Genomic DNA, 20,493 nt, shown 5'->3' with positions numbered 1-20,493 from the left:
TTGTGAGGCTTTCAAGTGCACAAATTGATCCACGATTTCTGGTGTTGCGGGCCGGGCTGCGGATAAATCGCCATGATATTGCACGGATTATTTAGCCGCAGCCGCGGTGGCGTTATGACGACAGCGCCCCTTTGGCAAACGCTAAAGGCGGCGCTGGAATGGGCTTAAAACCAGGTTTCAAGCTGCGCGCCGAAAACTAAGGTCCCCCCGCTGTGGTAGCCTGCGCTGCCAAAGGTATCGCTGGTGGAGTAGTTATCCAGCGATTTGTCCCAGTTCATCCAGGTGGCGAAAAAGCGAATTTCCGGGCGCTCAAAAAAGTCAGTCACATTGTGCATTTTGAAGGTGGGAGCAAAGGTCAGTTTGTAATAGCTGCCGCTGACCGGCCGGTTGCCGTTAAACCCTTTCGGGTCGATATCCATATACTGATAGCTGGCCTCATACTGCAGCGCGAAGTTTTGATTCATCTCCTGAATAAGGCGGGCGTTCAGGGTTAACCAGTCGTAATGATCCGAATCCAGATAGCGGTTGTTGCTGCTTTGGGCAACGATGAGCGGCGCCAGACTCAGCCGGTCGGTCAGGCTGGTGATGCCATAGGAGGCAAATTTAAGGGTCCAGGCGTTATTAATGAGGTAGCCATCTGACCCTGGCCCCCGGACCTCCGCGCCGAGCGACTGACCATAGAGCAGCACCGTTTTAGACAGGCCGGGACGTAACCCGTAAAAACTGTCGCCGTGATACGCCAGCATCGTATTGAAACCCTGCGATGCCGCTTTATCGGATGCCAGTCCGTCATTAATGCGCTTGTCGTTGTCTTTGGAGTAAAGACCGTTAACCATCCACTGCCACGGGCCTGATTTGTTATTGACAGAGAAGGTATAGTTCTGGATATAGGTATTGGTAGCCCCGGTCATGTTGTTATATTCAACATTTTCCATGCTATCAATATCATTAAAATTACGTCCGTAGACCGAAAGATTGGTTTTTACATCCCCCCAGAAATTAACATCATAAATACCGGCGCCAGTACCGATCAAATTCATCATATCGGAGTCCAGCCAGTGAATATCAAAATTATCGCGGTCTTCTCGTTTTCCTGCCCAGAGGGTGGCGTGCGTAAATGCGCCGGTGAACGAGGGGAGATCGCTCATTTCAGCAAAGGCCTGACGTAAATTCATCTGGCCGTTAAAGGCGCTGTCGGTGTTATAGGTTTTATCCCATTCGGCGATTTTCATGTAATAGCGCAGCCGGGCGTTATTATCGTACTGACGTATATAGTTAATGTCGGCGGTGACATAGGTATCCGATTCATTACCCAGACGCCCGACGCTACCGCCGGTGCTGCCGGCCGGCGTCAGCGAAGGGCCAATGGTACTGGTGGTTCCTTGTCGCCCGGTCAAAATGCCGCTGCGCGCATAGCCGCCGATTTTAATCTCGTGATTATCGCCACTATTCGGCGGCGTATTGACGGTCGGGTTTTTGCTTAATACCCGATCCGCCGGCGTTGCTTGTTCAACGGCCTGCAACTGCTGGCGGCTTAGCATCGCATTATGCTCAGCGGCAGCCGCTCTTTTTTCTGCATTATCAATTTTCTGTTCGGCGTGCTGTAACTGTATTTTCGACAGTTTTAATTCCGTTTCTAGTTTTTCCAGCCGGGCACTGATTTCTTTCAGCGTCATATCGGCGCTGTGTGCAGCGAGTGGCAACGTCAGCGCGCAAAGGGTAAGGGCATAAATTTTCATCATTAATAACCTGTACGGATCCCCCGTGTTCAAGGCGCAAGGGCGCCTGGCGCACGGGGAAGGTGCCATTAAAAAGTGGAGCTATTTAAGTTGACGAGTCAGGACATTAAATATATCGCGGTTTATTTATCTCATTTTTTTGCGATCGGATTATTTGTATTGACGAAGAGCGTGGCGGTAATAAATGCAAAGATAAATACCGCAACACCCACGATGATATAGCTCACGAATTGATAGCTATCGTATATATACATCAGCGGCGAGAGCAGTACCGCCAGTCCATACGAGTTAGCTTTGATTGATAAAAGAGAGAGTATCATTCCGCCTAATGCTGAACTGGTGAGCATGACAGCAATCGCGCGGATACCTGACTGCATGACAATACCGAACAGCGCTGGCTCAGACACCCCCAGTAGCTGCGTTATCGTGGCCGAGATCCCGGCGGTTTTAAAGGCCGTATTTTTTGATTTCAACGAAATCGCCAGGCATACGGCGGCATTAGCAAAACCATACATGGCGCAAACGGTGATCAGCGGATTAAAGCCGGTCCCGGCAATCAGGGATGTTTCAATCATAATGAACATATGATGCATGCCGGTCATGACCGCGATGGGATAAATAAACCCGATCAACAGACCGCCAATTCCGGCGGGCAGGGCAAGGAATTGCTCAATTGCCATCACCGCATAATGTTCAAACCCGTGTACCAGTGGACCTAAAATGAATAGCGCTATCGCAATAGCAATCAGGATCACGATGAACGGAGTGAATATCAGATCCATGGCGTTTGGCATGATTCGCCGAAAATAGATTTCAAGCTTTGCCCCGATAATACCGGTAATCAGCGCAGTGAGAATGGAACCCTGATAGCCAACCAGCGGGATAAAACCCAATACGTAAATCGGCGAGGCATGTCCATACGCCACGTCATAGGCATTGGGGAGTGCCGGAGAGACCAGCATCAGGCCAATGAGAAAGCCGATAATCGGCGTGCCGCCAAATTTCTTGAAGGCCGACCAACAAATAAATGCGGCGAGAAAAGCAAACGCGGTATCGCACAGTACCGTCGTCAGGGTCTTGAGATAAACGGGAATATCCTGCACGCTGCTGCCAAAAAGAGACAGCACGGTATCATTAAACATGACCCCTTTCAGCCCCAGGAACAGCCCGGTGGCACCCAGTATCGGCACGATGGGAACAAAGACGTCAGAAAGGTTTCTGATCCCTCGCTGTAGTCTCCCGGCATGCTGCCGGGTCATTTCGTCTTTACTGACCTCCGCCACCTGAAATTCGGCCATAAATGCCTGATAAACTTTATTGACGATGCCGGTACCCAGAATGATCTGATACTGGCCGGAATGGTAAAAGACACCTTTCACTTCACTAATATTACGTATTTTTTCATCATCAATACTCTGGCGATCCTTTACCTGTAAGCGCAAACGTGTCGCACAGTGGGTCGCCGAAGCGATGTTATCCTTGCCAATCGTATTGACGATATCAACAGCGATATTTTTATATTTGCTCATTTTTAGCATGTACCTTAATGAGAAGGGTCTGGTAGGGTTGCAACGGAGAAGTCATATTGTCGTTATTGCTGAGTAAAATTTCGCCGTCAGGTAAGGCAAACGGCTGCGCTTTGCTGCTCAGATTAGTGATGCACAGAATACGCGCGTCGGCGGAACATCGCTCATAAGCGATAATGTCATCGGCAACGTTGTTCAGCGGCGTAAACTGGCCATAAATAAGCGTCTCGGGAAACGCGATATTTCTCAAGGCAATCATGCGCTGATAAAACGAAAAAACGGAGTTTTCCCGCGAGATCTGCTCTTGCGCATTCAGCGAAAAATCGTCGGATGTAAACGCCAGCCACGGTTTAGCCCCTTGATTAAACCCGCCGTTGCTGCCGTTGGACCACGGAAATGGCGTGCGCGCATTATCTCTCGAACGTCGGTTAATAAATGCCATTGCCTCATCTGCACTAAAACCTTCCGCCAGCGAGCGAGAGTAGTTATCGAGGCTGGAAATATCATCAAACTCGCTAATATTGCTGCGGCTGAAGTTTTTCATCCCCAGTTCCTGCCCCTGATAGATAAAAGGCGTGCCGTGCATAAAAAAGTACATCGCCGCCAGCGCCGTGGCGCCGGTGTCGTTCTGGTAGTTAACGTCCTTGACCAGCTTAGACAGAGCGCGAGGCTGGTCATGATTTTCGATAAACGAGGTGCCCCATCCCGCGCGGATAAACGCAAGCTGACTGGCAAACAGGGTTTCTCTGAACTCTTTGACACCCCAGTCGCATTGCCGGAACCATTCAGAACCATTTTCCACGTCAATATCGGCGGCATGAAAATCAAAGATCATGTCGAAATATCCTTCGGGCCCGATAAAGCGCTCGTACTCATCCAGCGGCACGCCAGGCGCTTCCCCAACGGTTACGCAATGATATTTTCTGAAGGTTTTTTCTTTTAGCTCGTTCAGGAAAATCTCAATTCCCGGTCTGTTACGGGCTTTATTTTTGATGGAGACGAGGCCATCAATACCATCCGCCGGAAGAGAGCCGAAATCCTGGTCCTTTTTGATAAAGGTGATTGCATCGATGCGAAAACCCGCGATCCCTTTATTCAGCCACCAGTTAATCATTGCATAGATATTTTCACGTAATGCCGGATTTTCCCAGTTCAGGTCAGGTTGCTTTTTATGGAACACATGGAGGTAGTACATCGCTTCGCCGGGGACTTTTTCCCACGCGCTACCGCCAAAAATGGAACGCCAGTTATTCGGCGGCGCGCCGTTAACTTCGGGTTTAAAGATGTAATAGTCGCGATAGGGGGAGTCAGGATCCGCCAGCGCCTGCTGAAACCAGGCGTGCTCGTCGCTGGTATGATTGACGACCAGATCAATCATCACTTTTATGCCCATTTCTCCCGACCGGGCGATCAGTTCATCGACATCCTGCATGCTGCCAAAGTCAGGGTTCACAGCAAAATAATCGGCAATATCGTATCCGTTATCCGCCATCGGCGAGCGATAGAATGGTGATACCCAAATCACAGTGATACCTAACGTCTTGAGATAAGGCAGTTTCTCGATGATGCCGCGAATGTCGCCGACCCCATCATTGTTGCTGTCATAAAAACTCTTTGGATAGATCTGATAGATGACAGATTCCTTCCACCATGCGGATTGCCGGGGAATATTCATAACTTCTCCTTGATATGAAATCGATACCATATTGAGATAAAAAAATTAAGCGGACGCTCTGATAATCAATTCAGATTGCAGATCTTTTTCATCGTATTGATACCGTGTGCCGTTAATGAGCGAAAGCAGACGCTCAATCGAAATTCGCCCCAGCTGCTCCACAGGCTGGCTGACGGTGGTGAGAGGGACGTTAATCATTTCCGCGACCGGTAAATTATCGAAACCCATTACCGCAAGATCGGTCGGAACCTTAATACCCCTGGCGGTCAGATTGGCAATTAAACCGCACGCCACCTCGTCACTGCCGGCAAAGATGGCATCGGGACGTTTATCGATATCCATCTGCATAATGTTATCGGCAAGACGCTGCCCGTCTTTATAGGTATGCATCTGGCGGAAAATCAGCGCGGGATCAATAGTCAGCTTGCCCGCCTGCATGGCTTCGCTAAAGCCGTTATTTCTTCTGCTGCCGTGACCTTTTTGTTGAAACGCGCCGCCGGTGGAGTAGGCGATTTTTTTATAGCCTTTGTTAATCAGGTACATCACGGCGTTATAGGTCGCCTGGCGATCGTCAACTTTTACTACCGGCAGGCTGATATTATCAACGCTGGTATTACACAGCAGGATCGGGCCATATTGCTGATATTTTTCCAGCACATTTTTATCGTTTTCGACGGCGCATAAAATAAGGCCATCGATAATTTTCTTCTTCAGCAGATCGAGGCAATTCTTTTCTTCACCCGCGCTGTCGTGGTTTTGCACGATCAGTACCGAATAGCCATTTTTGCGCGCGGTGACCTCCAGCGCGTCGACCAGGCTTGCGAAAAACGGGTTGGTGATCCGCGAGATAAGCACGCCGATACGGTATGTTTTTACCCCGCGCATCTGCTGGGCAACGGTGCTTGGCTCGTAATCCAGCGCCTTCATTGCCGCCAGAATCTTCTCTTTTTTATCATCGGAGATATAGGGATGATTATTCAGGAAGCGGGAGACCGTCGTGACGGATAGTCCTGCTTTTTCTGCTACGTCTTTTATCGTTGCCATATGAATTTATGAAATCGTTATCATAGTGTCGTAAGCTATTTTCAGCAGGTGATTAAGTCAACAACCTTTTTTTAAAACATGATCGGCTTCACAACAAAATGCGAGCGGCCGCTTGTCGCGATAGCCGCTCATCTTCGCCGCGTTTTCCGCAAACGAGTTCGCCCCCCTGACAAGATCAACATTTGGGCGGAAAATTTGCTAAGAAATGTTAATGAGGCGCATAAATACGTATTTCGCCTCTCGACGTCAGGCGCTGCGCTGCCTATTATTCTGGGGTTTGTTTATTTTGGGAAGTTTCTGAGGGGAGAGACGATGCGAGCTGCGTTTTTAGTAGGGTGTGCCGCGTTATTATTGTCGGCCTGTAGTAGCGAACCGGTTCAACAGGCGACGGCGGCACACGTGTCACCGGGAATGCGTGCCGCGATGAGCAGCTCAGGGCAGGCGAACTGCGCGATGATTGGCGGCTCATTGTCCGTGGCACGACAGCTTGACGGTTCGACAATCGGCATGTGCGCGTTACCTAACGGCAAGCGCTGCAGCGAGCAGGCGTTAGCGGGTGGAAGCTGCGGCAACTACTAGCTGACCAGGTCGGCGAGGGTATAGACCAGGGTCTGATCGGCGGTGGCCAGCGTCAGCTGATGTTCCGTCAGGTCGACTTGTGCGCCATCGCGCAGCATTTTGCTCAGCGTACTGTCCAGCGTATTCTGCCGGGAATCGGCGCACAGCTGACGGGTCATCGCCAGCGTTTTGACCTTCAGCTCGCCGTCGCTGATTTTACCTTTCCCGCTAAAGCCGTTGCACATGTTGCCTGAAACATACATATCTTCGCCAAAACTCAGCGCCAGCGGTTTGGTTCCCGTCTTCAGCGCCTGGCCATTGACGCTGGTCAGGACGAAACGATGGTGCTGAAGTTGCTCCGCGCCGGTGGAGACCTTGCTGTTGTAGACGCAGCCAGATAACAGCATTCCTGCCGCCAGCAGTGCAGCAAACTTGTTCATTTTTCCTCCAGAAACATTGATCACATCTATTGAATGAGCACAGTTTAACTTTACTGCGGGCAATTTCTGTCGGGGTTATCTGAATGTGCCCCCCGTGGAAGGAGGGCACAAAAGGGGAAGGATTTTCAGACCAGCGCGTTCGGGCAGGTTTCGCCAGCATCGACCTGGCGCAGGTTATCAAGGGTGGTTTGTGAAATGCTGATCAGCGCTTCGGCGGTGAGGAAAGCCTGATGCCCGGTGAACAACACGTTATGACAGGCAGAGAGGCGACGGAAAACGTCATCCTGAATCACATCATTGGACTTGTCTTCGAAGAACAGATCGCGCTCGTTCTCATACACGTCCATGCCCAGTGCCCCGATTTTCTGGTGTTTTAGCGCATCGATAGCCGCCTGAGAATCAATCAGCGCCCCGCGACTGGTGTTGATCACCATCACGCCGTTTTTCATTTGCTCAAACGCCGCATGATTCAGCAGATGGTAGTTCTCTTCCGTCAGCGGACAGTGCAGGGAGATAACATCGGACTGCGCATACAGCGTCGGCAAATCGACATACTCGACGCCAAGATCCAGCGCTGCGGCGCTTGGGTAGGGATCGAACGCCAGCAGGCGCATGCCAAACCCTTTCAGAATACGCAGCGTGGCAACGCCGATTTTGCCGGTCCCGATCACCCCGGCAGTTTTACCGTGCATGGTAAAGCCGGTTAAGCCTTCCAGCGAGAAGTTAGCATCGCGGGTACGCTGGTAGGCGCGGTGGATGCGGCGGTTCAACGACATCATCATACCGACGGCATGTTCAGCGACCGCTTCCGGCGAATAGGCGGGAACGCGGACAACGCGCAGACCCAGCTCTTTGGCCGCATCCAGATCGACGTTGTTAAACCCGGCGCAGCGCAGGGCGATGTATTTCACGCCATAGGCTTTCAGCTCTTCCAGTACCGGACGGCTTCCGTCATCGTTGACAAATATGCACACGGCTTCACAACCGTTGGCCGTTTTCGCGGTTTTCCCGGTTAACAGGAAGTCGAAAAATTCGAGTTCAAAGCCATATGTATTATTAACATGCTGAAGGTACTTTTTATCGTACTGTTTTGTACTATACACAGCGATTTTCATAAGACTTTTCTCCAGTGATTATACCGTCACGGTAGCATATTTAAAATATTCGTACAAATCTTAAAAATTAGTTTAACCTGGCGGATATAACCTTAATTCTAGAGCATATCGCTGAATTGAGGTATCTCTTTAAAACACAATGTATTTTACCAAAAACTGAAGCTGAAGGCGCCGGGAGCCAGCAGGAGCAGTGGCCAGAGGAATCCCGAGCTGACATTGGCCAACTGAAAACGCCAGAACGGAGTGCCGCTGACGCCGCTGGCCAGGGGGAGGGTGGCGCGCAGCGGTGAGAGAAAACGCCCGAAAAACACCGCCCATGCGCCGTGGCGATGAAGAAAAGCCAGGCTACGCGCCAGCCGTTCGCCGCGCAACCAGCGAAGCTGCAGCAGTCGATGCTGATGGTGTCGTCCCAGCCACCAGGAGAGCCAGAATCCGCCGATTGCCCCCAGACTGGCGCTGAGCCACATAAATAAGAAGTGATTCAGGCTGGCGGAGGCGAGCGGGCCGAGCAGCAATAGTCCGGAAGTACCTGGCACCAGCAGGGAAATCAGCGCACAGGATTTGCTGAAGGTCAGCAGGAAGACCAGCAGCAGCAGGAAGAAATAGTGGCGTTGGGCATAGTCAATAAGCGAAACAAAAAACTCCACGAGGTCCACCCACTTGTTTGAACGATTCCAGCGAGTGTGACAGGCGCTGGCTAAATGGCGGTTAAATAAGCGAATGGCAAAAATTCACCATAACGATGATGTCTCAGCAACTATTCTTAGGCTGGATAGAAACTTTAACTCGCTGGTCGAACGTGCCACAATACGCGCTACTTTCGGCTTTTACTTTTGTTGAATCAGGATATTAACTGCCCATGAGGGGTAAATATAAAGCCGCCATCGCGCTATTGTTAGCATTGATTCTGCTACCGTTGGCCTTGTTGTCGACGCTTACCCATTGGGTTCCTACCCTGGCAGGGATCTGGCTGCCTGAGGGAACCCGCATTGCGCTGCATGACAGTCCGCGCCTGACGCGTTCTGCGCTGCGCATTCCCGATTTACGCTATCTGGTCGGCGACTGCGAGCTGGCCCGGATAACCAACGCCCGGCTCTCCCATCCCAGCCGCTGGCGGTTGCAGGTTGACGAACTTGATATCAACAGCGCCTGCCTGAGCAAGCTGCCTGAAAGCGAACCGGCATCCGGCGCGCCGCGCACGCTGGCGGAATGGCAGTCCATGCTTCCCTATAGCTGGTTGACGATTGAGAACCTGCGTCTCTCGCCGTGGGAAAAGTGGCAGGGACGGCTGGCGATGTCATTGACTCCGCAGCAGCAGGATATCGGCTACAGCGGTAAAGAGCTGACGCTGCAGGCGCGCCTGCGTGGACAGGCGCTGACGGTGAGCGACTTTTCCGCGCAGCTGATCGAGGGACAGGCGCCAGTGAAGCTGGTGGGCGAGTTTCATATGCCGCTGGTGCCGGACGGTTTGCCGGTGGATGGTCATCTGATCGCCACGCTCGAATTTCCGCAGACGGCAGGGCTGGTTGATGCGGAGCTGGAGTGGCAGAAAAACCGTGGACAGTTGCTGGTTACGCCGCGCGGCGATGTGCAGCCGATGCTCGATTTGCCCTGGGAAATCACCCCGGATCGTATTGCCATCAGCGATGGCCGCTGGAGCACCGAGTATGCCGGGTATCCGCTGAGCGGCCGGGTGGCCTTGTCGGTTGGCAACTGGCAACAGGGCACCGAGCAGATGCGGGTCAGCGGTCGTCTCAACGTTCTCACCCACGGCGACGCCGGGAAGGGCAACGCCGTGCTGACGCTAGGTCCTGGCAAACTGAGCATGGACAACAGCGACATGCCGTTGCAGCTAACCGGGGAAGCCAAGCTTGGCGATCTGATTGTCTATGCCGGGCTGCCGGCGAACCTGAACGGGCCGCTGACCGCGCCGATACTGGCGTTCCATCCCGGCGCGCTGCTGCGCTCCCGCGGCCGGGTCATTGACACGCTCAATATTGATGAAGTCCGCCTGCCGTTGGCCGGGGTGAAGGTCACTCAGCAGGGCATCGACGGCCGTCTGCAGGCCATTTTGCGCGCCCACGAACAGCAAATGGGCGACTTCACGCTGCACCTTGACGGCCAGGCCGACAACTTTATGCCCGACAGCGGCCGCTGGCAGTGGCGCTACTGGGGCGAGGGCCGCTTTACGCCGATGCAGGCGAAGTGGGACGTCAAAGGGGCCGGGGCGTGGATAGACAATTCGATAGTGCTGAACAGCCTGTCGACGGGCTTCGATAAACTGCAGTACGGCACGATGCTGGTCAGCACGCCGCGGTTAACCTTAGACGAACCGGTTCACTGGCTGCGCGGCGAGCAGCACCCGAAACTGACCGGCACGCTGTCGCTGGATGCGGGTAAAACCAGCTTTAGCAGCGGCAGCGAACTGCCTCCCTCGACCTTAAAGTTCAAGATAGATGGACGGGATCCCACCTGGTTTCAGTTCAACGGGGCGCTCCACGCCAATAAGATAGGTCCCGTGCGGGTCACCGGGCGTTGGGACGGCGAACGTCTGCGGGGCCAGGCCTGGTGGCCGAAACAGTCGTTAACCGTGTTTCAGCCGCTGGTGCCGCCAGACTGGAAAATGAACCTGCGCGAAGGCATGTTGTATGCGCAGGTGGCCTTCTCCGCGGCGGCAGACCAGGGATTTGAAGCCGGCGGCCACGGCGTCTTAAAAGGCGGCAGCGCCTGGATGCCTGATAATCAGATTAATGGCGTAGATTTTGTTCTGCCTTTCCGCTTTAGTCAGGGGACCTGGCAACTGGGGACCCGGCGTCCGGTATCGCTGCGTATCGGCGAAGTCGTCAACCAGGTGACGGCGAAAAACCTCTCGGCGGATCTGCAGGGCTCCTGGCCCTGGAGCGAGAGCGAACCGCTGCAACTGAGTAACGTCAGCGTGGACATTCTCGGGGGTAAGGTGACCATGCAGCAGCTGCGGATGCCGCAGCATGACCCGGCGCTACTGCGTTTACAGCACATCTCCAGCAGCGAACTGGTGAGCGCGATAAATATTAAGCAGTTTGCCATGTCCGGCGCCTTTAACGGTGCGCTGCCGCTGTGGCTGAACAATGACAAATGGATCATTAAAGACGGCTGGCTGGGTAACCCGGGGCCGATGACCTTACGTCTTGATAAGGATATGGCGGATGCGATGGTTAACGACAATATTTCCGCCGGGGCGGCGATTAACTGGCTGCGCTATATGGAGATCTCCCGCTCATGGACGCGCATCGATCTCGATAATCTGGGCATGCTGACGCTGAAGGCGACCATCAGCGGAACCAGCCGCGTCGGGGAGCAGAGTAATACGGTGCATTTAAACTATTCTCATCAAGAGAATATTTTTGACCTGTGGCGCAGTTTACGTTTTGGCGACAATTTACAGGCATGGTTTGAGCAAAATGCCGTGCTCCCCGTGCGCAGCTGTACGGACAGTAAAAAGTGTAAGGAACAACAATGATGAAATTGCTAACGCCGGTGCTGATGACCATGCTGCTGGCGGGCTGTACGCCGCGCATTGAAATCGCGGCGTCAAAAGAGCCGATCACCATCAATATGAATGTCAAAATCGAGCATGAGATTCATATCAAAGTGGATAAGGATGTCGAACAGTTACTGAAGTCGCGTAGCGATCTATTCTGAGGTGGCGATGAAAAAACGACTGTTAACGGCGGCGTTGGCGCTGGGCCTTCTCAGTTCATCGGCGCTGGCGCTGACGCTGGGTGAGGCGCGGCAACAAGGGCGGGTCGGTGAAACGCTGAATGGCTACCTGGCGCCGCTGCGTCAGGACAAGGAAACTCGGGATCTGGTCAAACAGATCAATGCGGCCAGAAGTGAAAGCTATCAGCAGCTGGCGGATGATAATAACCTGCCGGTTGATGAAGTGGCGAAAATGGCCGGGCAAAAACTGGTCTCCCGGGCGCAACCCGGCGAGTATGTTCAGGGACTGAACGGCAAATGGCTGCGGAAATAGCGCGCCCGCCGCTTTTGCCTGGCAGAAGCGGCCGCTGATGAGATGCCCTTTCATCAGCGGCGGCGAGGCCGGATGGCCATAATGGAAGGCTAGCGGCGTTGTTGTAGAATCGTCAGAAAGTCCTGCTTACTGGAGATCAATGACAGCGCATTGGCAATGATTTCATCACTGAAAATAGAGGCGATGTCCTTCAGAACATCAATATGTTCCTTCTCTCTGGCAATCACGCCAATAGCGATAAACATGACGTTGCTTCTGTCCCAGATGACCCCGTCCGGGAACTGAAATATCTCTATTCCGGTTTTGAGAATGATATGGGTCGCGGATTTCGGCAGGTGCGGAAGGGTAATGCCATTGCCTAAAAAGGTGGAAACCTGACGCTCCCTTTCATCAAGAAAAGCGACGCAGTCTGCGCTGACGTAGCCTTTCTGTTTAAATTCCGCGCCGAGCAGGGCGAGGACTTCAGCCTTATTTTTTGCCTTGTAGCCAAGGTGAAGGTTTTCTTGCGTAATATTAGCGATCATTGTGAGCGACCTCCGCGCCGTTATTCACCCGCGTATCATATTTAGTAGACGATAACTCTGCTTCTAATTGTTCCAGCGATTTGTTCGAGGTTTCCGGGAGCGCCGTGACCACAAAGATAATTGCCATATAGTTAATGGCCGCAAAAATCAGGAATACCGGGCCAAGGCCGAGTTTGGCCTGGAGCAGCGGAAACAGGTAGCTGACAATGGCATTCATGATCCACATGAAAAACACTGAAATACCCATCGACAGGCCGCGGAATTTCAGCGGGAATAGTTCGGCCAACACCACCCAGGTAATAAAGCCCATCGTCCCTTGCATCACCCCGACAAACATCGCGCCAAGCAGCCAGATGGCCGTCGCTTTGACATCGCCAACCAGCGTGTAATCGACACCAGCAATAATCAGGTGCAGCGTCGCCATAATCGCAAAGCCGTAAATAATGATGGTTTTGCGTTTAAAGCGGTCAACAAGGAAAAAGACCCCAACCAGCATTCCGCCTACGGAGAAGACACCGTTGAGCACATTGCATATTAAAGAGGTTCTTTCTGAGAACCCGGCGGTACTGAGGATCTCGGTGCCATAGTACATAATGACATTGACCCCGGTGGTCTGTTGCAACGCGGCCCAAATGATGCCCACCAGCAGTAATTTAAAAATCCACGGCGTACTGAGAATGGTGACAAATGCGCTTTGTGTACTGAATTTACGATCGGCTTCAACTTTGATAAGGGTGGATATATCGGCGAATTCTTGCGCTGCGCGTTCCGGCGAGCGAATCTGTTTTAAGACTTCCAGCGCTTCCTGATGACGGTTTTTGCTGACCAGCCAGCGCGGACTTTCCGGAGAACGCAACATTCCGACAAATAAACAGATGGCCGGGATGGCCTGGACCATTAACATATATCGCCAGACGTCGGGGAGATGTCCCCAGAGGATGCCAATCACGGCATTGATGGCAAATGCGGCAAGCTGCCCGATAACAATGGCGACCTCATTTAGCCCCGTGAGTTTACCGCGCATTTCAGTGGGCGCGACTTCAGAAATAAAGGTCGGCGCCGTAACGGAAGCGCCGCCCACGGCATATCCGAGCAGAAAACGGGATATCAGTAATACGGTAATATCCGGCGCGAGGGCCGACATTAATGCCCCGACAAGGAAAATAAATGACAGGCAAAGCAGATATTTTCGTCTGCCAAAATAGTCGGCGAGGGTACCGCCAAAAACGCTGCCAATAGCCGCGCCCACCAGTAATACGCTCATCACCAGACCTTCGGTGGTCGGCGTCAGGCTCATATATTGTTTCAGTGAAGAAAATGCACCATTAATAACCCCGGTGTCATAGCCGAAAAGCAGGCCGCCAAATGTTGCCACGAGCGTTATTTGGTGAAGCCGCTTTCTTTGCTGTACGTTCAGTTTCATGATAGCTGACATTTTCATACCTTTTCTTTTCATTAACAGCACCGGTTATGCCGTTTCTCTTCGCCACGGTGACCGTTTTACGGTGGGAAACGAGACGGGTGGTGCGATTATTCGTCTTCATCGCCATAGGCTGAGGAGCAACGGGCGATGAGGCGTGTTTTTGATTAACGGTGTGTTATCAGTGTCTCTGGGTGGTGTGTGGCATCAGTGATGCAGGCTGTCGATATTCACACGGTTAGCCGACAGCGCTTTTTGCATCGAGCGGGCTGGGCGAATCCGACACCGGGTTTGCGCCTCGCGCAAGAAGCGAGAGAAGCCAACCTGCGGTACGGAGTAGCGTGCCGCCCCGTTTTCTTTCATCGCCAGCTCGTTGCTGTGGCGCAACCGCCGCGGCCGCAACGTGGTCACTGGCATGACCGCGTATCCTGGCGTCCGGGGTGATAAATCTTCGTTCTGTTTCCTTCATGGTCTCCTCCGTGCTTGCGGGTTTGCGTACCGCCGAGAGTGGACAGATTGCGTTTATCGAAGGCTACTATGACAGTTGATAATGAAATAAAATCACAAACAGATCACAAACTGGAAATTTTATTTCATTTATCTTGATTCGTAAGGCGCCGAATTTTGCCTTTAGAGGTAAAAAGATGTGATTGTATATGATTGATTTACAATGATAATTGTCGGTGGCTTTTGCGGATTTTTCAAAAATAAGCTATTGAATTAAAAGTTAAATTTTTGATTCGAGTCACGCTTTTAAACCCATGCGCTTGTTAATGAAATTAAAATTCCATTTTATATTTTTTATACACTTTTGTTTTTTAGGGCAAGAGCCCGGCCATGCGGGAACAGGGGGAATACGTGGGGTGAGGCCTCGGAAACGCCAGAGGCGGGGCCAGCAGCGGATAAAGCGGCTTGAGCTAATTGAGCGACGGTCACCGCGAGGGGCAGGCTATGGCGGGTTTCCGGTCCATTGCCGTATAAATGTCAGCGGCAGCGCTTGCGATATTCCCCAGGCGACACGCCAAAACGCTGTTTGAAGGCGGTAGAGAAGTGGCTGTGGTCGCTGAATCCCCAGCTATAGCCAATTCCTGCCAGCTTTTCGTCATCGCGGGCATTGTGCAGCGCCTGCGCGCAGAGATCGAGACGCCGGTTCTTAATATATTGTACGACCACCAGACCCTTATCGGCAAACAGCCGGTACAGGCTGCGAACCGACATCCCGGTCTCGCTGGCCAGCCATTCCGGGCGCAGATGTTCCGCCTGTATCGACTCATCAATTAAATCCATAATCTTCTGAAACTGCTTCTCCCTGCGCGACGGTTGGGCGTCGTGATGATGCAGCATCGGTCGCAGCAGACAGACGCTGGCCTCCAGCGCCGCGGCACTCTCACTTTCCGACAGCCCCGGGCTGCACATACTCTCCTGCAACAGCCGTTGGCTGAGCTGGACCATCGGCAGCGATTTTTCCAGCCGCGTGGCGATGCTTATCTCACTGCCGCGCAGCTGTTGTTCAAGCAACTGACGAGGGAGCAGCAGGGAGGCCTGGCGCGAGGTCTGCTGCCAGAAAAGAGATCAGGGGCGCGATGCATCAATCAGGGTGATGTCGCCGGCGTCAAGGACCACCTGGCGATCGTCCTGCTCAATGGCCGCCTGGCCGGAGAGCTGGAAGACGGTATAAAACCAGTCGTCATTGCTGCGTTTAATTTCGTTGCGGGTGCGGAACAGATTGACGCTGCTGGCGGTGACGGTGCTGACTTTGAGAGTGCCCGCATAGCTGGCGTCAATCTCCCCGTGAAAGCGACCTTTCAGCGGACGAGCGGCAAAATGGCCGCAGACCTGATTGATTTTTGCCAACCAACGCTGGTAGTCCTGTCCGTACTCCGCCGTCGCCATAATCCGTCTCATGTAAACATAATGTTTTTGTATTGTTGCATTTTAACGGCGGCAGGCAAGAGCGAGGCGCCGGGTATATGAAAGAACTATTACCTGAGGCACATTTCTGCCGCCGCAATATGTTGAATTGCGGCGGCTGTCACAGCGGCACAAACGAATGTCACAGAGAAAAAAGCGCGATCGTCAGCCGCGTCGTAGACTGAATTCACGATCCGTGAGCAATAGGGAGGCGATATGTCCACAGCACAGGTAGCGCTGCTTGCCAGCGTTCAACAGTTTTTAGACAGACAGCATGGTTTATATATCGACGGTCACCAGCAGGCGTCGCAGAGCGAACAGCGCCTGACCGTCTGGAACCCGGCAACCGGGCAGGCCATCGCCAGCACGGCGGATGCTAACGCGGCCGATGTCGATCGCGCGGTGATGTCGGCCTGGCGCGCCTTTGTCGCCCGCAGCTGGGCGGGGCGCACGCCGGCTGAGCGTGAGCGCATCCTGCTGCGTTTTGCCGATCTGGTCGAACAGCATGGCGAAGAGCTGGCGCAGCTGGAAACCCTGGAGCAGGGGAAATCCATCCAGATTTCTCGCGCATTTGAAGTGGGCTGTACGCTGAACTGGATGCGTTATACCGCCGGGCTGACGACCAAAATCAGCGGGCGCACGCTCGATGTGTCGATTCCGTTCCCGCCGGGAGCGCGCTATCAGGCATGGACCCGAAAAGAGCCGGTGGGCGTTGTCGCCGGTATCGTGCCGTGGAACTTCCCGCTGATGATCGGCATGTGGAAAGTGATGCCGGCGCTGGCGGCAGGGTGCTCTATTGTCATTAAGCCGTCGGAGACCACGCCGCTGACGCTACTGCGCGTTGCCGAACTGGCCAGCGAGGCGGGGATCCCGGACGGGGTATTTAACGTTGTGACCGGCAGCGGCGCCGGATGCGGTTCGGCGCTAACCTCCCATCCGCAGGTGGCGAAAGTCAGCTTCACCGGCTCCACCGCGACCGGTAAGCATATCGCCAGAGTGGCCGCCGACCGTCTGACCCGCGTGACGCTGGAGCTGGGAGGGAAAAACCCGGCAATTGTGCTGAAAGATGCCAACCCGGAGTGGGTAATCGAAGGGCTGATGACCGGCAGCTTCCTCAATCAGGGCCAGGTCTGCGCCGCCAGCTCGCGTATCTATATTGAAGCCCCGCTGTTCGATAAGCTGGTGAGCGGTTTTGAACAGGCGGTGAAATCGCTACAGGTGGGACCGGGGATGCTGGAAACGACCCAGATTAACCCGGTGGTCTCGAAAGGGCACTGCGAGAAAGTGGCGGCTTATCTCGATGAGGCGCGTAAGCAAAATGCGGAGCTGATTTCCGGCCAGCTCGGTCCGAATCCGCAGGGCTATTACATTGCGCCAACGCTGGTCATTAACCCGGACGCCGGGCTGCGCCTGAACCGGGAAGAGGTCTTTGGGCCGGTGGTCAATCTGGTGTGCGTCGCCGATGGCGAAGAGGCGCTGCGCCTTGCTAACGACAGTGATTTCGGTCTGACCGCCAGCGTCTGGACCGGCGATTTGACGCAGGCGCTGAGCTACACCGAACGCCTGCAGGCCGGGACGGTGTGGGTCAACAGCCATACGCTTATCGATGCCAACCTGCCGTTTGGCGGTATGAAGCAGTCCGGAACCGGGCGCGACTTTGGCCCCGACTGGCTCGACGACTGGTGCGAAACGAAATCGGTCTGCGTGCGTTATTAATTCCCACCCCAGCGCCTGACGCCCGGCAATGAACCGCGGCGTCGGGCGCTCTCCACTTCTCTTTGTGCTCTGTTCTGTACAGCGTGCCCGTCGTTATCCGCGAACAGGGGTTGCTGAATCAGCACATTTATCGCTACTGTTAATGCCTTCCCGCCATGGTGGCGGAGCTTATCATCAGGAGGCGGATATGATGTCGAAGGAGCCTGCCGTTGCCCTTCTTGGCCCCGGCGCGATTGGCACCACGATAGCCGCAGCGCTACATGAGGTGGGGCGCACGCCGGTGGTGTGCGGACGAACATCTCATGCGCAGCTGTTGCTTAAATTCGATGGCGGAGAGATTACGGTCCCCGGTCCGGTACTGACCGACCCCACGGCCATTGTGCGGCCGTTTTCGCTGGTTTTCGTTGCGGTCAAAGCGACCCAGAACCCCGATATTGCCCCGTGGCTGACCGCGTTGTGCGATGAAAAAACGGTGGTGTGCGTGTTGCAAAACGGCGTCGAACAGCAGGCGCAGTTTGCCGATCACGTCGCGGGAGCGACGGTGTTGCCCGCGGTGGTGTGGTTTCCGGCGCAGCGCGAACCCGATGCCTCCGTCTGGCTGCGAGCGACGCCCCGGCTGACCTTGCCGGATCTGCCGCAGGCCCGGCTGGTACAGCAAACGCTGCAAGGCACCCGCTGCGCGGTGGAGCTGGCCGATGACTTCACCACCGTCGCCTGGCGTAAGCTGTTGCAAAATGCGGTGGCTGGCCTGATGGTGCTGACGGGCCGCCGGGCCGGTATGTTCGCCCGTGACGATATCACCGACATCGCGCTGGCCTATTTACGCGAATGCCTGCTCGTCGCGCGCGCGGAAGGCGCCAGGCTGAGCGACAGCGTGCCGCAGGAAATTGTCGAAGGATTCCATCGTGCGCCGCCCGATCTCAGTACCTCGATTCTGATTGACCGCGAAAGCGGGCGGCCGCTGGAATGGGCGATTCGTAACGGCGTGGTACAGCGCCGCGGGCGCCTGCACGGCATTGCGACGCCGCTGAGCGATCTTATCGTACCGCTGCTGGCGGCCGCCAGCGACGGACCCGGCTGACGGGGGAACGCGGCGGCGAGGATCTGGCGCTTCAAAATGCGCAGGTCCCGATTAACCTGACCAATCTTATCCCGGTGACCAGCGCGTATTGCCACCGTACCCGGCTCCCGGAGACAGTGGTGCTTTCAGCCGCCGGATAGCAGGCGGCATTCCGCGAGGCTTGGGCGCGGAGATGATCGACGGTGCGACCATCGGCGAAAACAGCATTGTCGGCGCATCGGCGTTTGTGAAGGCGAAAGCCGAGATGCCCACCAATCATCTGATTGTCGGCAGCCCGGCAAAAGCGATCCGCACCCTGAGCGAGCAGGAGATCGCATGGAAAAAGCAGGGGACGCGGGAGTATCAGGTGCTGGTTGAACGCTGCCAGCAGACGCTGCGTCAGGTGGAGCCGCAGAGGAAACGGCTGGAGTTTGATGAAAACCTGCGGCCGAAATCATCATCCTGAATCAGAGCCCTCCGGCATTGAGGGCCTAATATTTAGCCATCTCGCGAAAGAGTGCCGGGTTGGCCTGAATCGCCGCCAGCACTTTTGCCGCATGTCCCGTTGGGTTACGTCGGGCTTTTAATGGTACCCACGCTGGTTCTCTGCGGTTGCGAGGAAATAAATCACCCTCGCGCTGCCGCTTTTCCCCTGAGCACCTGTCGCCATCCTGATTTTCCGTAGCCCCCGTATTCTGGATGATATCCCCGGCATCCGGATTGCCAATGCGTTCTTTCTGCAGCGCCCGAAGCTCATCGTCAGTAGCAAGCGGTTTTATCTGCCGGGTAACCAGCGGCGTTTCGATAAATCCAATCGCACAGCACATGAGTAGGCCTCAAGCCGTGAGCGCTATCGTATATGTTGGAGGATTGACAGGCAGATTGGGCGGCTGATTTTACGAGGCGTCGCGTAAGGTGGGTGACGGGGAGAAGACACTCCCACCGGGCGGTGGGAGTGGCAATCTATATTACGCGGCAACCACGCTGTCGATGGCCGCTTTGGCATCGGACTGTGCTTTGGCTGCGACTTCCGGGCCGTAAGCAATGCCTTCTGCGAAGACAAAGTTCACATCGGTGATACCGATGAAGCCGAGGAAGGTAGACAGGTACGGCGTGACCAGGTCGGTTGGGGTATCTTTATGGATACCGCCACGGCTGGTCAGTACGACCGCACGTTTACCGGTCACCAGACCTTCCGGTCCTTTTTCGGTGTAGCGGAAGGTTACACCGGCGCGAGCCACCAGGTCGAAGTAGTTTTTCAACTGGGTCGGGATGTTGAAGTTATACATCGGCGCCGCAATGACAATCACATCATTCGCTTGCAGCTCGGCGATCAGCTCGTCAGACAGCGTCAGCGCTTCCTGCTGGCGCGGAGTCAGCGGCGTGTCGCTCGGACGCAGCGCGCCAACCAGTTCACCATCCAGTACCGGAATCGGATTGGCTGCCAGGTCACGCACGGTGATCACATCATCAGCGTGCTGCTCACGCCATTGTTCAACAAAATAGTCGGACAGCTGACCAGATTGTGAGTACCCTGCCAGAATACTGGATTTCAGTACTAATACTTTGCTCATGGGTGTTTCCTTATATGAGGTTGACGGGTCGATGCCCTGGTGCTTGTCGACACTTTATTCACAATCATGCCACAGAGAAAGCGCAATAAATCGAACTCTGTATTCAATTTTTTTGAACAAGGCATGCGATTCGCAGATGTGGTAATATACAGCAATACATCAAAAGAGATTTTTCCCGG

At 54.2% G+C, this 20,493-nt stretch carries 18 protein-coding genes and 2 pseudogenes; 7 read left to right on the top strand and 13 right to left on the bottom strand.

The genetic code is table 11. The features are described 5' to 3' along the window. Positions 1-164 precede the first annotated feature (164 nt). From CWM52_RS17115 to CWM52_RS17100, 4 genes are all read right to left on the bottom strand, one after another. Complete coding sequence (locus CWM52_RS17115) at positions 165-1,742, bottom strand: carbohydrate porin (protein WP_100685189.1); 1,578 nt, start codon at positions 1,740-1,742, stop codon at positions 165-167. Positions 1,743-1,870: 128 nt separating this feature from the next. Then, complete coding sequence (locus CWM52_RS17110; protein ID WP_100685188.1) at positions 1,871-3,268, bottom strand: PTS transporter subunit EIIC; 1,398 nt, start codon at positions 3,266-3,268, stop codon at positions 1,871-1,873. After that, positions 3,255-4,940 carry a glycoside hydrolase family 13 protein gene (locus CWM52_RS17105; protein WP_100685187.1) on the bottom strand — a complete coding sequence of 562 codons (1,686 nt, stop codon included), beginning with the start codon at positions 4,938-4,940 and terminating at the stop codon, positions 3,255-3,257. The genes CWM52_RS17110 and CWM52_RS17105 overlap by 14 nt, the downstream gene beginning before the upstream one ends. A gap of 45 nt (positions 4,941-4,985) precedes the next feature. After that, positions 4,986-5,984 (bottom strand): LacI family DNA-binding transcriptional regulator, encoded by a 999-nt coding sequence (locus CWM52_RS17100; protein ID WP_100685186.1) that lies wholly within the window; start codon positions 5,982-5,984, stop codon positions 4,986-4,988. Positions 5,985-6,296: 312 nt separating this feature from the next. On the opposite strand from CWM52_RS17100, the gene CWM52_RS17095 reads away from it, so the two are divergent. Continuing rightward, entirely contained in the window at positions 6,297-6,563 is a 267-nt protein-coding gene (locus CWM52_RS17095) for a DUF333 domain-containing protein (protein ID WP_100685215.1), read from the top strand. Here the strand turns inward: CWM52_RS17095 and hslJ are convergent. The 3 genes from hslJ to CWM52_RS17080 form a co-directional block, all read right to left on the bottom strand. After that, positions 6,560-6,982, bottom strand: a complete 423-nt coding sequence (hslJ, locus tag CWM52_RS17090) for a heat shock protein HslJ (protein ID WP_100685185.1) — start codon at positions 6,980-6,982, stop codon at positions 6,560-6,562. The genes CWM52_RS17095 and hslJ overlap by 4 nt on opposite strands. Positions 6,983-7,107: 125 nt before the next feature. Next, complete coding sequence (locus CWM52_RS17085) at positions 7,108-8,097, bottom strand: 2-hydroxyacid dehydrogenase (RefSeq protein ID WP_100685184.1); 990 nt, start codon at positions 8,095-8,097, stop codon at positions 7,108-7,110. 146 nt (positions 8,098-8,243) lie between these two features. Continuing rightward, entirely contained in the window at positions 8,244-8,744 is a 501-nt protein-coding gene (locus CWM52_RS17080; protein WP_100685183.1) for a DedA family protein, read from the bottom strand. 212 nt (positions 8,745-8,956) lie between these two features. Between CWM52_RS17080 and CWM52_RS17075 the strand changes: the two genes are divergently transcribed. Genes CWM52_RS17075 through CWM52_RS17065 form a run of 3 tightly spaced genes read left to right on the top strand, consistent with a single transcriptional unit; the run spans position 8,957 to position 12,109 of the window. Further along, positions 8,957-11,596, top strand: coding sequence for a YdbH family protein (locus CWM52_RS17075; RefSeq protein WP_100685182.1), 2,640 nt, complete (start codon positions 8,957-8,959; stop codon positions 11,594-11,596). Further along, positions 11,593-11,778 (top strand): YnbE family lipoprotein, encoded by a 186-nt coding sequence (locus CWM52_RS17070; protein WP_100685181.1) that lies wholly within the window; start codon positions 11,593-11,595, stop codon positions 11,776-11,778. Before CWM52_RS17075 ends, CWM52_RS17070 begins: the two co-directional genes overlap by 4 nt. Positions 11,779-11,785: 7 nt before the next feature. Beyond that, the gene (locus tag CWM52_RS17065; protein WP_100685180.1) at positions 11,786-12,109 is read left to right on the top strand and encodes a YdbL family protein; all 324 of its coding nucleotides are present in this window, start codon (positions 11,786-11,788) and stop codon (positions 12,107-12,109) included. 89 nt (positions 12,110-12,198) lie between these two features. Here the strand turns inward: CWM52_RS17065 and CWM52_RS17060 are convergent, their stop codons facing one another. From CWM52_RS17060 to feaR, 4 genes and pseudogenes are all read right to left on the bottom strand, one after another. Beyond that, positions 12,199-12,633 (bottom strand): PTS sugar transporter subunit IIA, encoded by a 435-nt coding sequence (locus CWM52_RS17060; RefSeq protein WP_100685179.1) that lies wholly within the window; start codon positions 12,631-12,633, stop codon positions 12,199-12,201. Further along, a complete protein-coding gene (locus tag CWM52_RS17055) occupies positions 12,623-14,068 on the bottom strand; it encodes a sugar porter family MFS transporter (protein WP_100685214.1) in 1,446 nt (481 codons plus the stop codon). Before CWM52_RS17055 ends, CWM52_RS17060 begins: the two co-directional genes overlap by 11 nt. 192 nt (positions 14,069-14,260) lie before the next feature. Then, on the bottom strand, positions 14,261-14,470 hold the full coding sequence (locus tag CWM52_RS17050) for a hypothetical protein (RefSeq protein ID WP_100685178.1): 210 nt from the start codon (positions 14,468-14,470) through the stop codon (positions 14,261-14,263). Positions 14,471-15,037: 567 nt separating this feature from the next. Next, positions 15,038-15,949 (bottom strand): annotated as a pseudogene (feaR, locus tag CWM52_RS17045) (transcriptional regulator FeaR). Between the two features lie 231 nt (positions 15,950-16,180). On the opposite strand from feaR, the gene CWM52_RS17040 reads away from it, so the two are divergent. The 3 genes and pseudogenes from CWM52_RS17040 to CWM52_RS17030 all read left to right on the top strand — a co-directional run. Continuing rightward, positions 16,181-17,680, top strand: a complete 1,500-nt coding sequence (locus CWM52_RS17040) for an aldehyde dehydrogenase family protein (protein WP_100685177.1) — start codon at positions 16,181-16,183, stop codon at positions 17,678-17,680. A 190-nt stretch (positions 17,681-17,870) separates the two neighbouring features. Continuing rightward, a complete protein-coding gene (locus tag CWM52_RS17035; protein ID WP_100685213.1) occupies positions 17,871-18,761 on the top strand; it encodes an oxidoreductase in 891 nt (296 codons plus the stop codon). A gap of 157 nt (positions 18,762-18,918) precedes the next feature. Further along, a pseudogene (locus CWM52_RS17030) lies at positions 18,919-19,206 on the top strand (phenylacetic acid degradation protein PaaY); the annotation flags it as partial. A gap of 25 nt (positions 19,207-19,231) precedes the next feature. On the opposite strand, the gene CWM52_RS17020 reads toward CWM52_RS17030, so the two are convergent. Beyond that, on the bottom strand, positions 19,232-19,567 hold the full coding sequence (locus CWM52_RS17020) for a hypothetical protein (protein ID WP_416308812.1): 336 nt from the start codon (positions 19,565-19,567) through the stop codon (positions 19,232-19,234). Between the two features lie 141 nt (positions 19,568-19,708). Then, a complete protein-coding gene (gene azoR / locus CWM52_RS17015) occupies positions 19,709-20,314 on the bottom strand; it encodes an FMN-dependent NADH-azoreductase (RefSeq protein WP_100685176.1) in 606 nt (201 codons plus the stop codon). Positions 20,315-20,493 lie beyond the last annotated feature (179 nt).

Source organism: Raoultella sp. T31 (genome assembly GCF_002806725.1).
GTDB classification, from domain to species: Bacteria; Pseudomonadota; Gammaproteobacteria; order Enterobacterales; family Enterobacteriaceae; genus Klebsiella; species Klebsiella electrica.
Note: the sequence above shows the minus strand (reverse complement) of the source record. Positions and strands in the feature narration are given on the sequence as shown.

What these genes read in the sequence shown, in the direction of transcription:
- CWM52_RS17115 (WP_100685189.1), bottom strand. Translation starts at nt 1,742, where the DNA reads ATGATGAAAATTTATGCCCTTACCCTTTGCGCGCTGACGTTGCCACTC.
- CWM52_RS17110 (WP_100685188.1), bottom strand. Translation starts at nt 3,268, where the DNA reads ATGAGCAAATATAAAAATATCGCTGTTGATATCGTCAATACGATTGGC.
- CWM52_RS17105 (WP_100685187.1), bottom strand. Translation starts at nt 4,940, where the DNA reads ATGAATATTCCCCGGCAATCCGCATGGTGGAAGGAATCTGTCATCTAT.
- CWM52_RS17100 (WP_100685186.1), bottom strand. Translation starts at nt 5,984, where the DNA reads ATGGCAACGATAAAAGACGTAGCAGAAAAAGCAGGACTATCCGTCACG.
- CWM52_RS17095 (WP_100685215.1), top strand. Translation starts at nt 6,297, where the DNA reads ATGCGAGCTGCGTTTTTAGTAGGGTGTGCCGCGTTATTATTGTCGGCC.
- hslJ (WP_100685185.1), bottom strand. Translation starts at nt 6,982, where the DNA reads ATGAACAAGTTTGCTGCACTGCTGGCGGCAGGAATGCTGTTATCTGGC.
- CWM52_RS17085 (WP_100685184.1), bottom strand. Translation starts at nt 8,097, where the DNA reads ATGAAAATCGCTGTGTATAGTACAAAACAGTACGATAAAAAGTACCTT.
- CWM52_RS17075 (WP_100685182.1), top strand. Translation starts at nt 8,957, where the DNA reads ATGAGGGGTAAATATAAAGCCGCCATCGCGCTATTGTTAGCATTGATT.
- CWM52_RS17070 (WP_100685181.1), top strand. Translation starts at nt 11,593, where the DNA reads ATGATGAAATTGCTAACGCCGGTGCTGATGACCATGCTGCTGGCGGGC.
- CWM52_RS17065 (WP_100685180.1), top strand. Translation starts at nt 11,786, where the DNA reads ATGAAAAAACGACTGTTAACGGCGGCGTTGGCGCTGGGCCTTCTCAGT.
- CWM52_RS17060 (WP_100685179.1), bottom strand. Translation starts at nt 12,633, where the DNA reads ATGATCGCTAATATTACGCAAGAAAACCTTCACCTTGGCTACAAGGCA.
- CWM52_RS17055 (WP_100685214.1), bottom strand. Translation starts at nt 14,068, where the DNA reads ATGTCAGCTATCATGAAACTGAACGTACAGCAAAGAAAGCGGCTTCAC.
- CWM52_RS17050 (WP_100685178.1), bottom strand. Translation starts at nt 14,470, where the DNA reads ATGCCAGTGACCACGTTGCGGCCGCGGCGGTTGCGCCACAGCAACGAG.
- CWM52_RS17040 (WP_100685177.1), top strand. Translation starts at nt 16,181, where the DNA reads ATGTCCACAGCACAGGTAGCGCTGCTTGCCAGCGTTCAACAGTTTTTA.
- CWM52_RS17035 (WP_100685213.1), top strand. Translation starts at nt 17,871, where the DNA reads ATGTCGAAGGAGCCTGCCGTTGCCCTTCTTGGCCCCGGCGCGATTGGC.
- CWM52_RS17020 (WP_416308812.1), bottom strand. Translation starts at nt 19,567, where the DNA reads ATGTGCTGTGCGATTGGATTTATCGAAACGCCGCTGGTTACCCGGCAG.
- azoR (WP_100685176.1), bottom strand. Translation starts at nt 20,314, where the DNA reads ATGAGCAAAGTATTAGTACTGAAATCCAGTATTCTGGCAGGGTACTCA.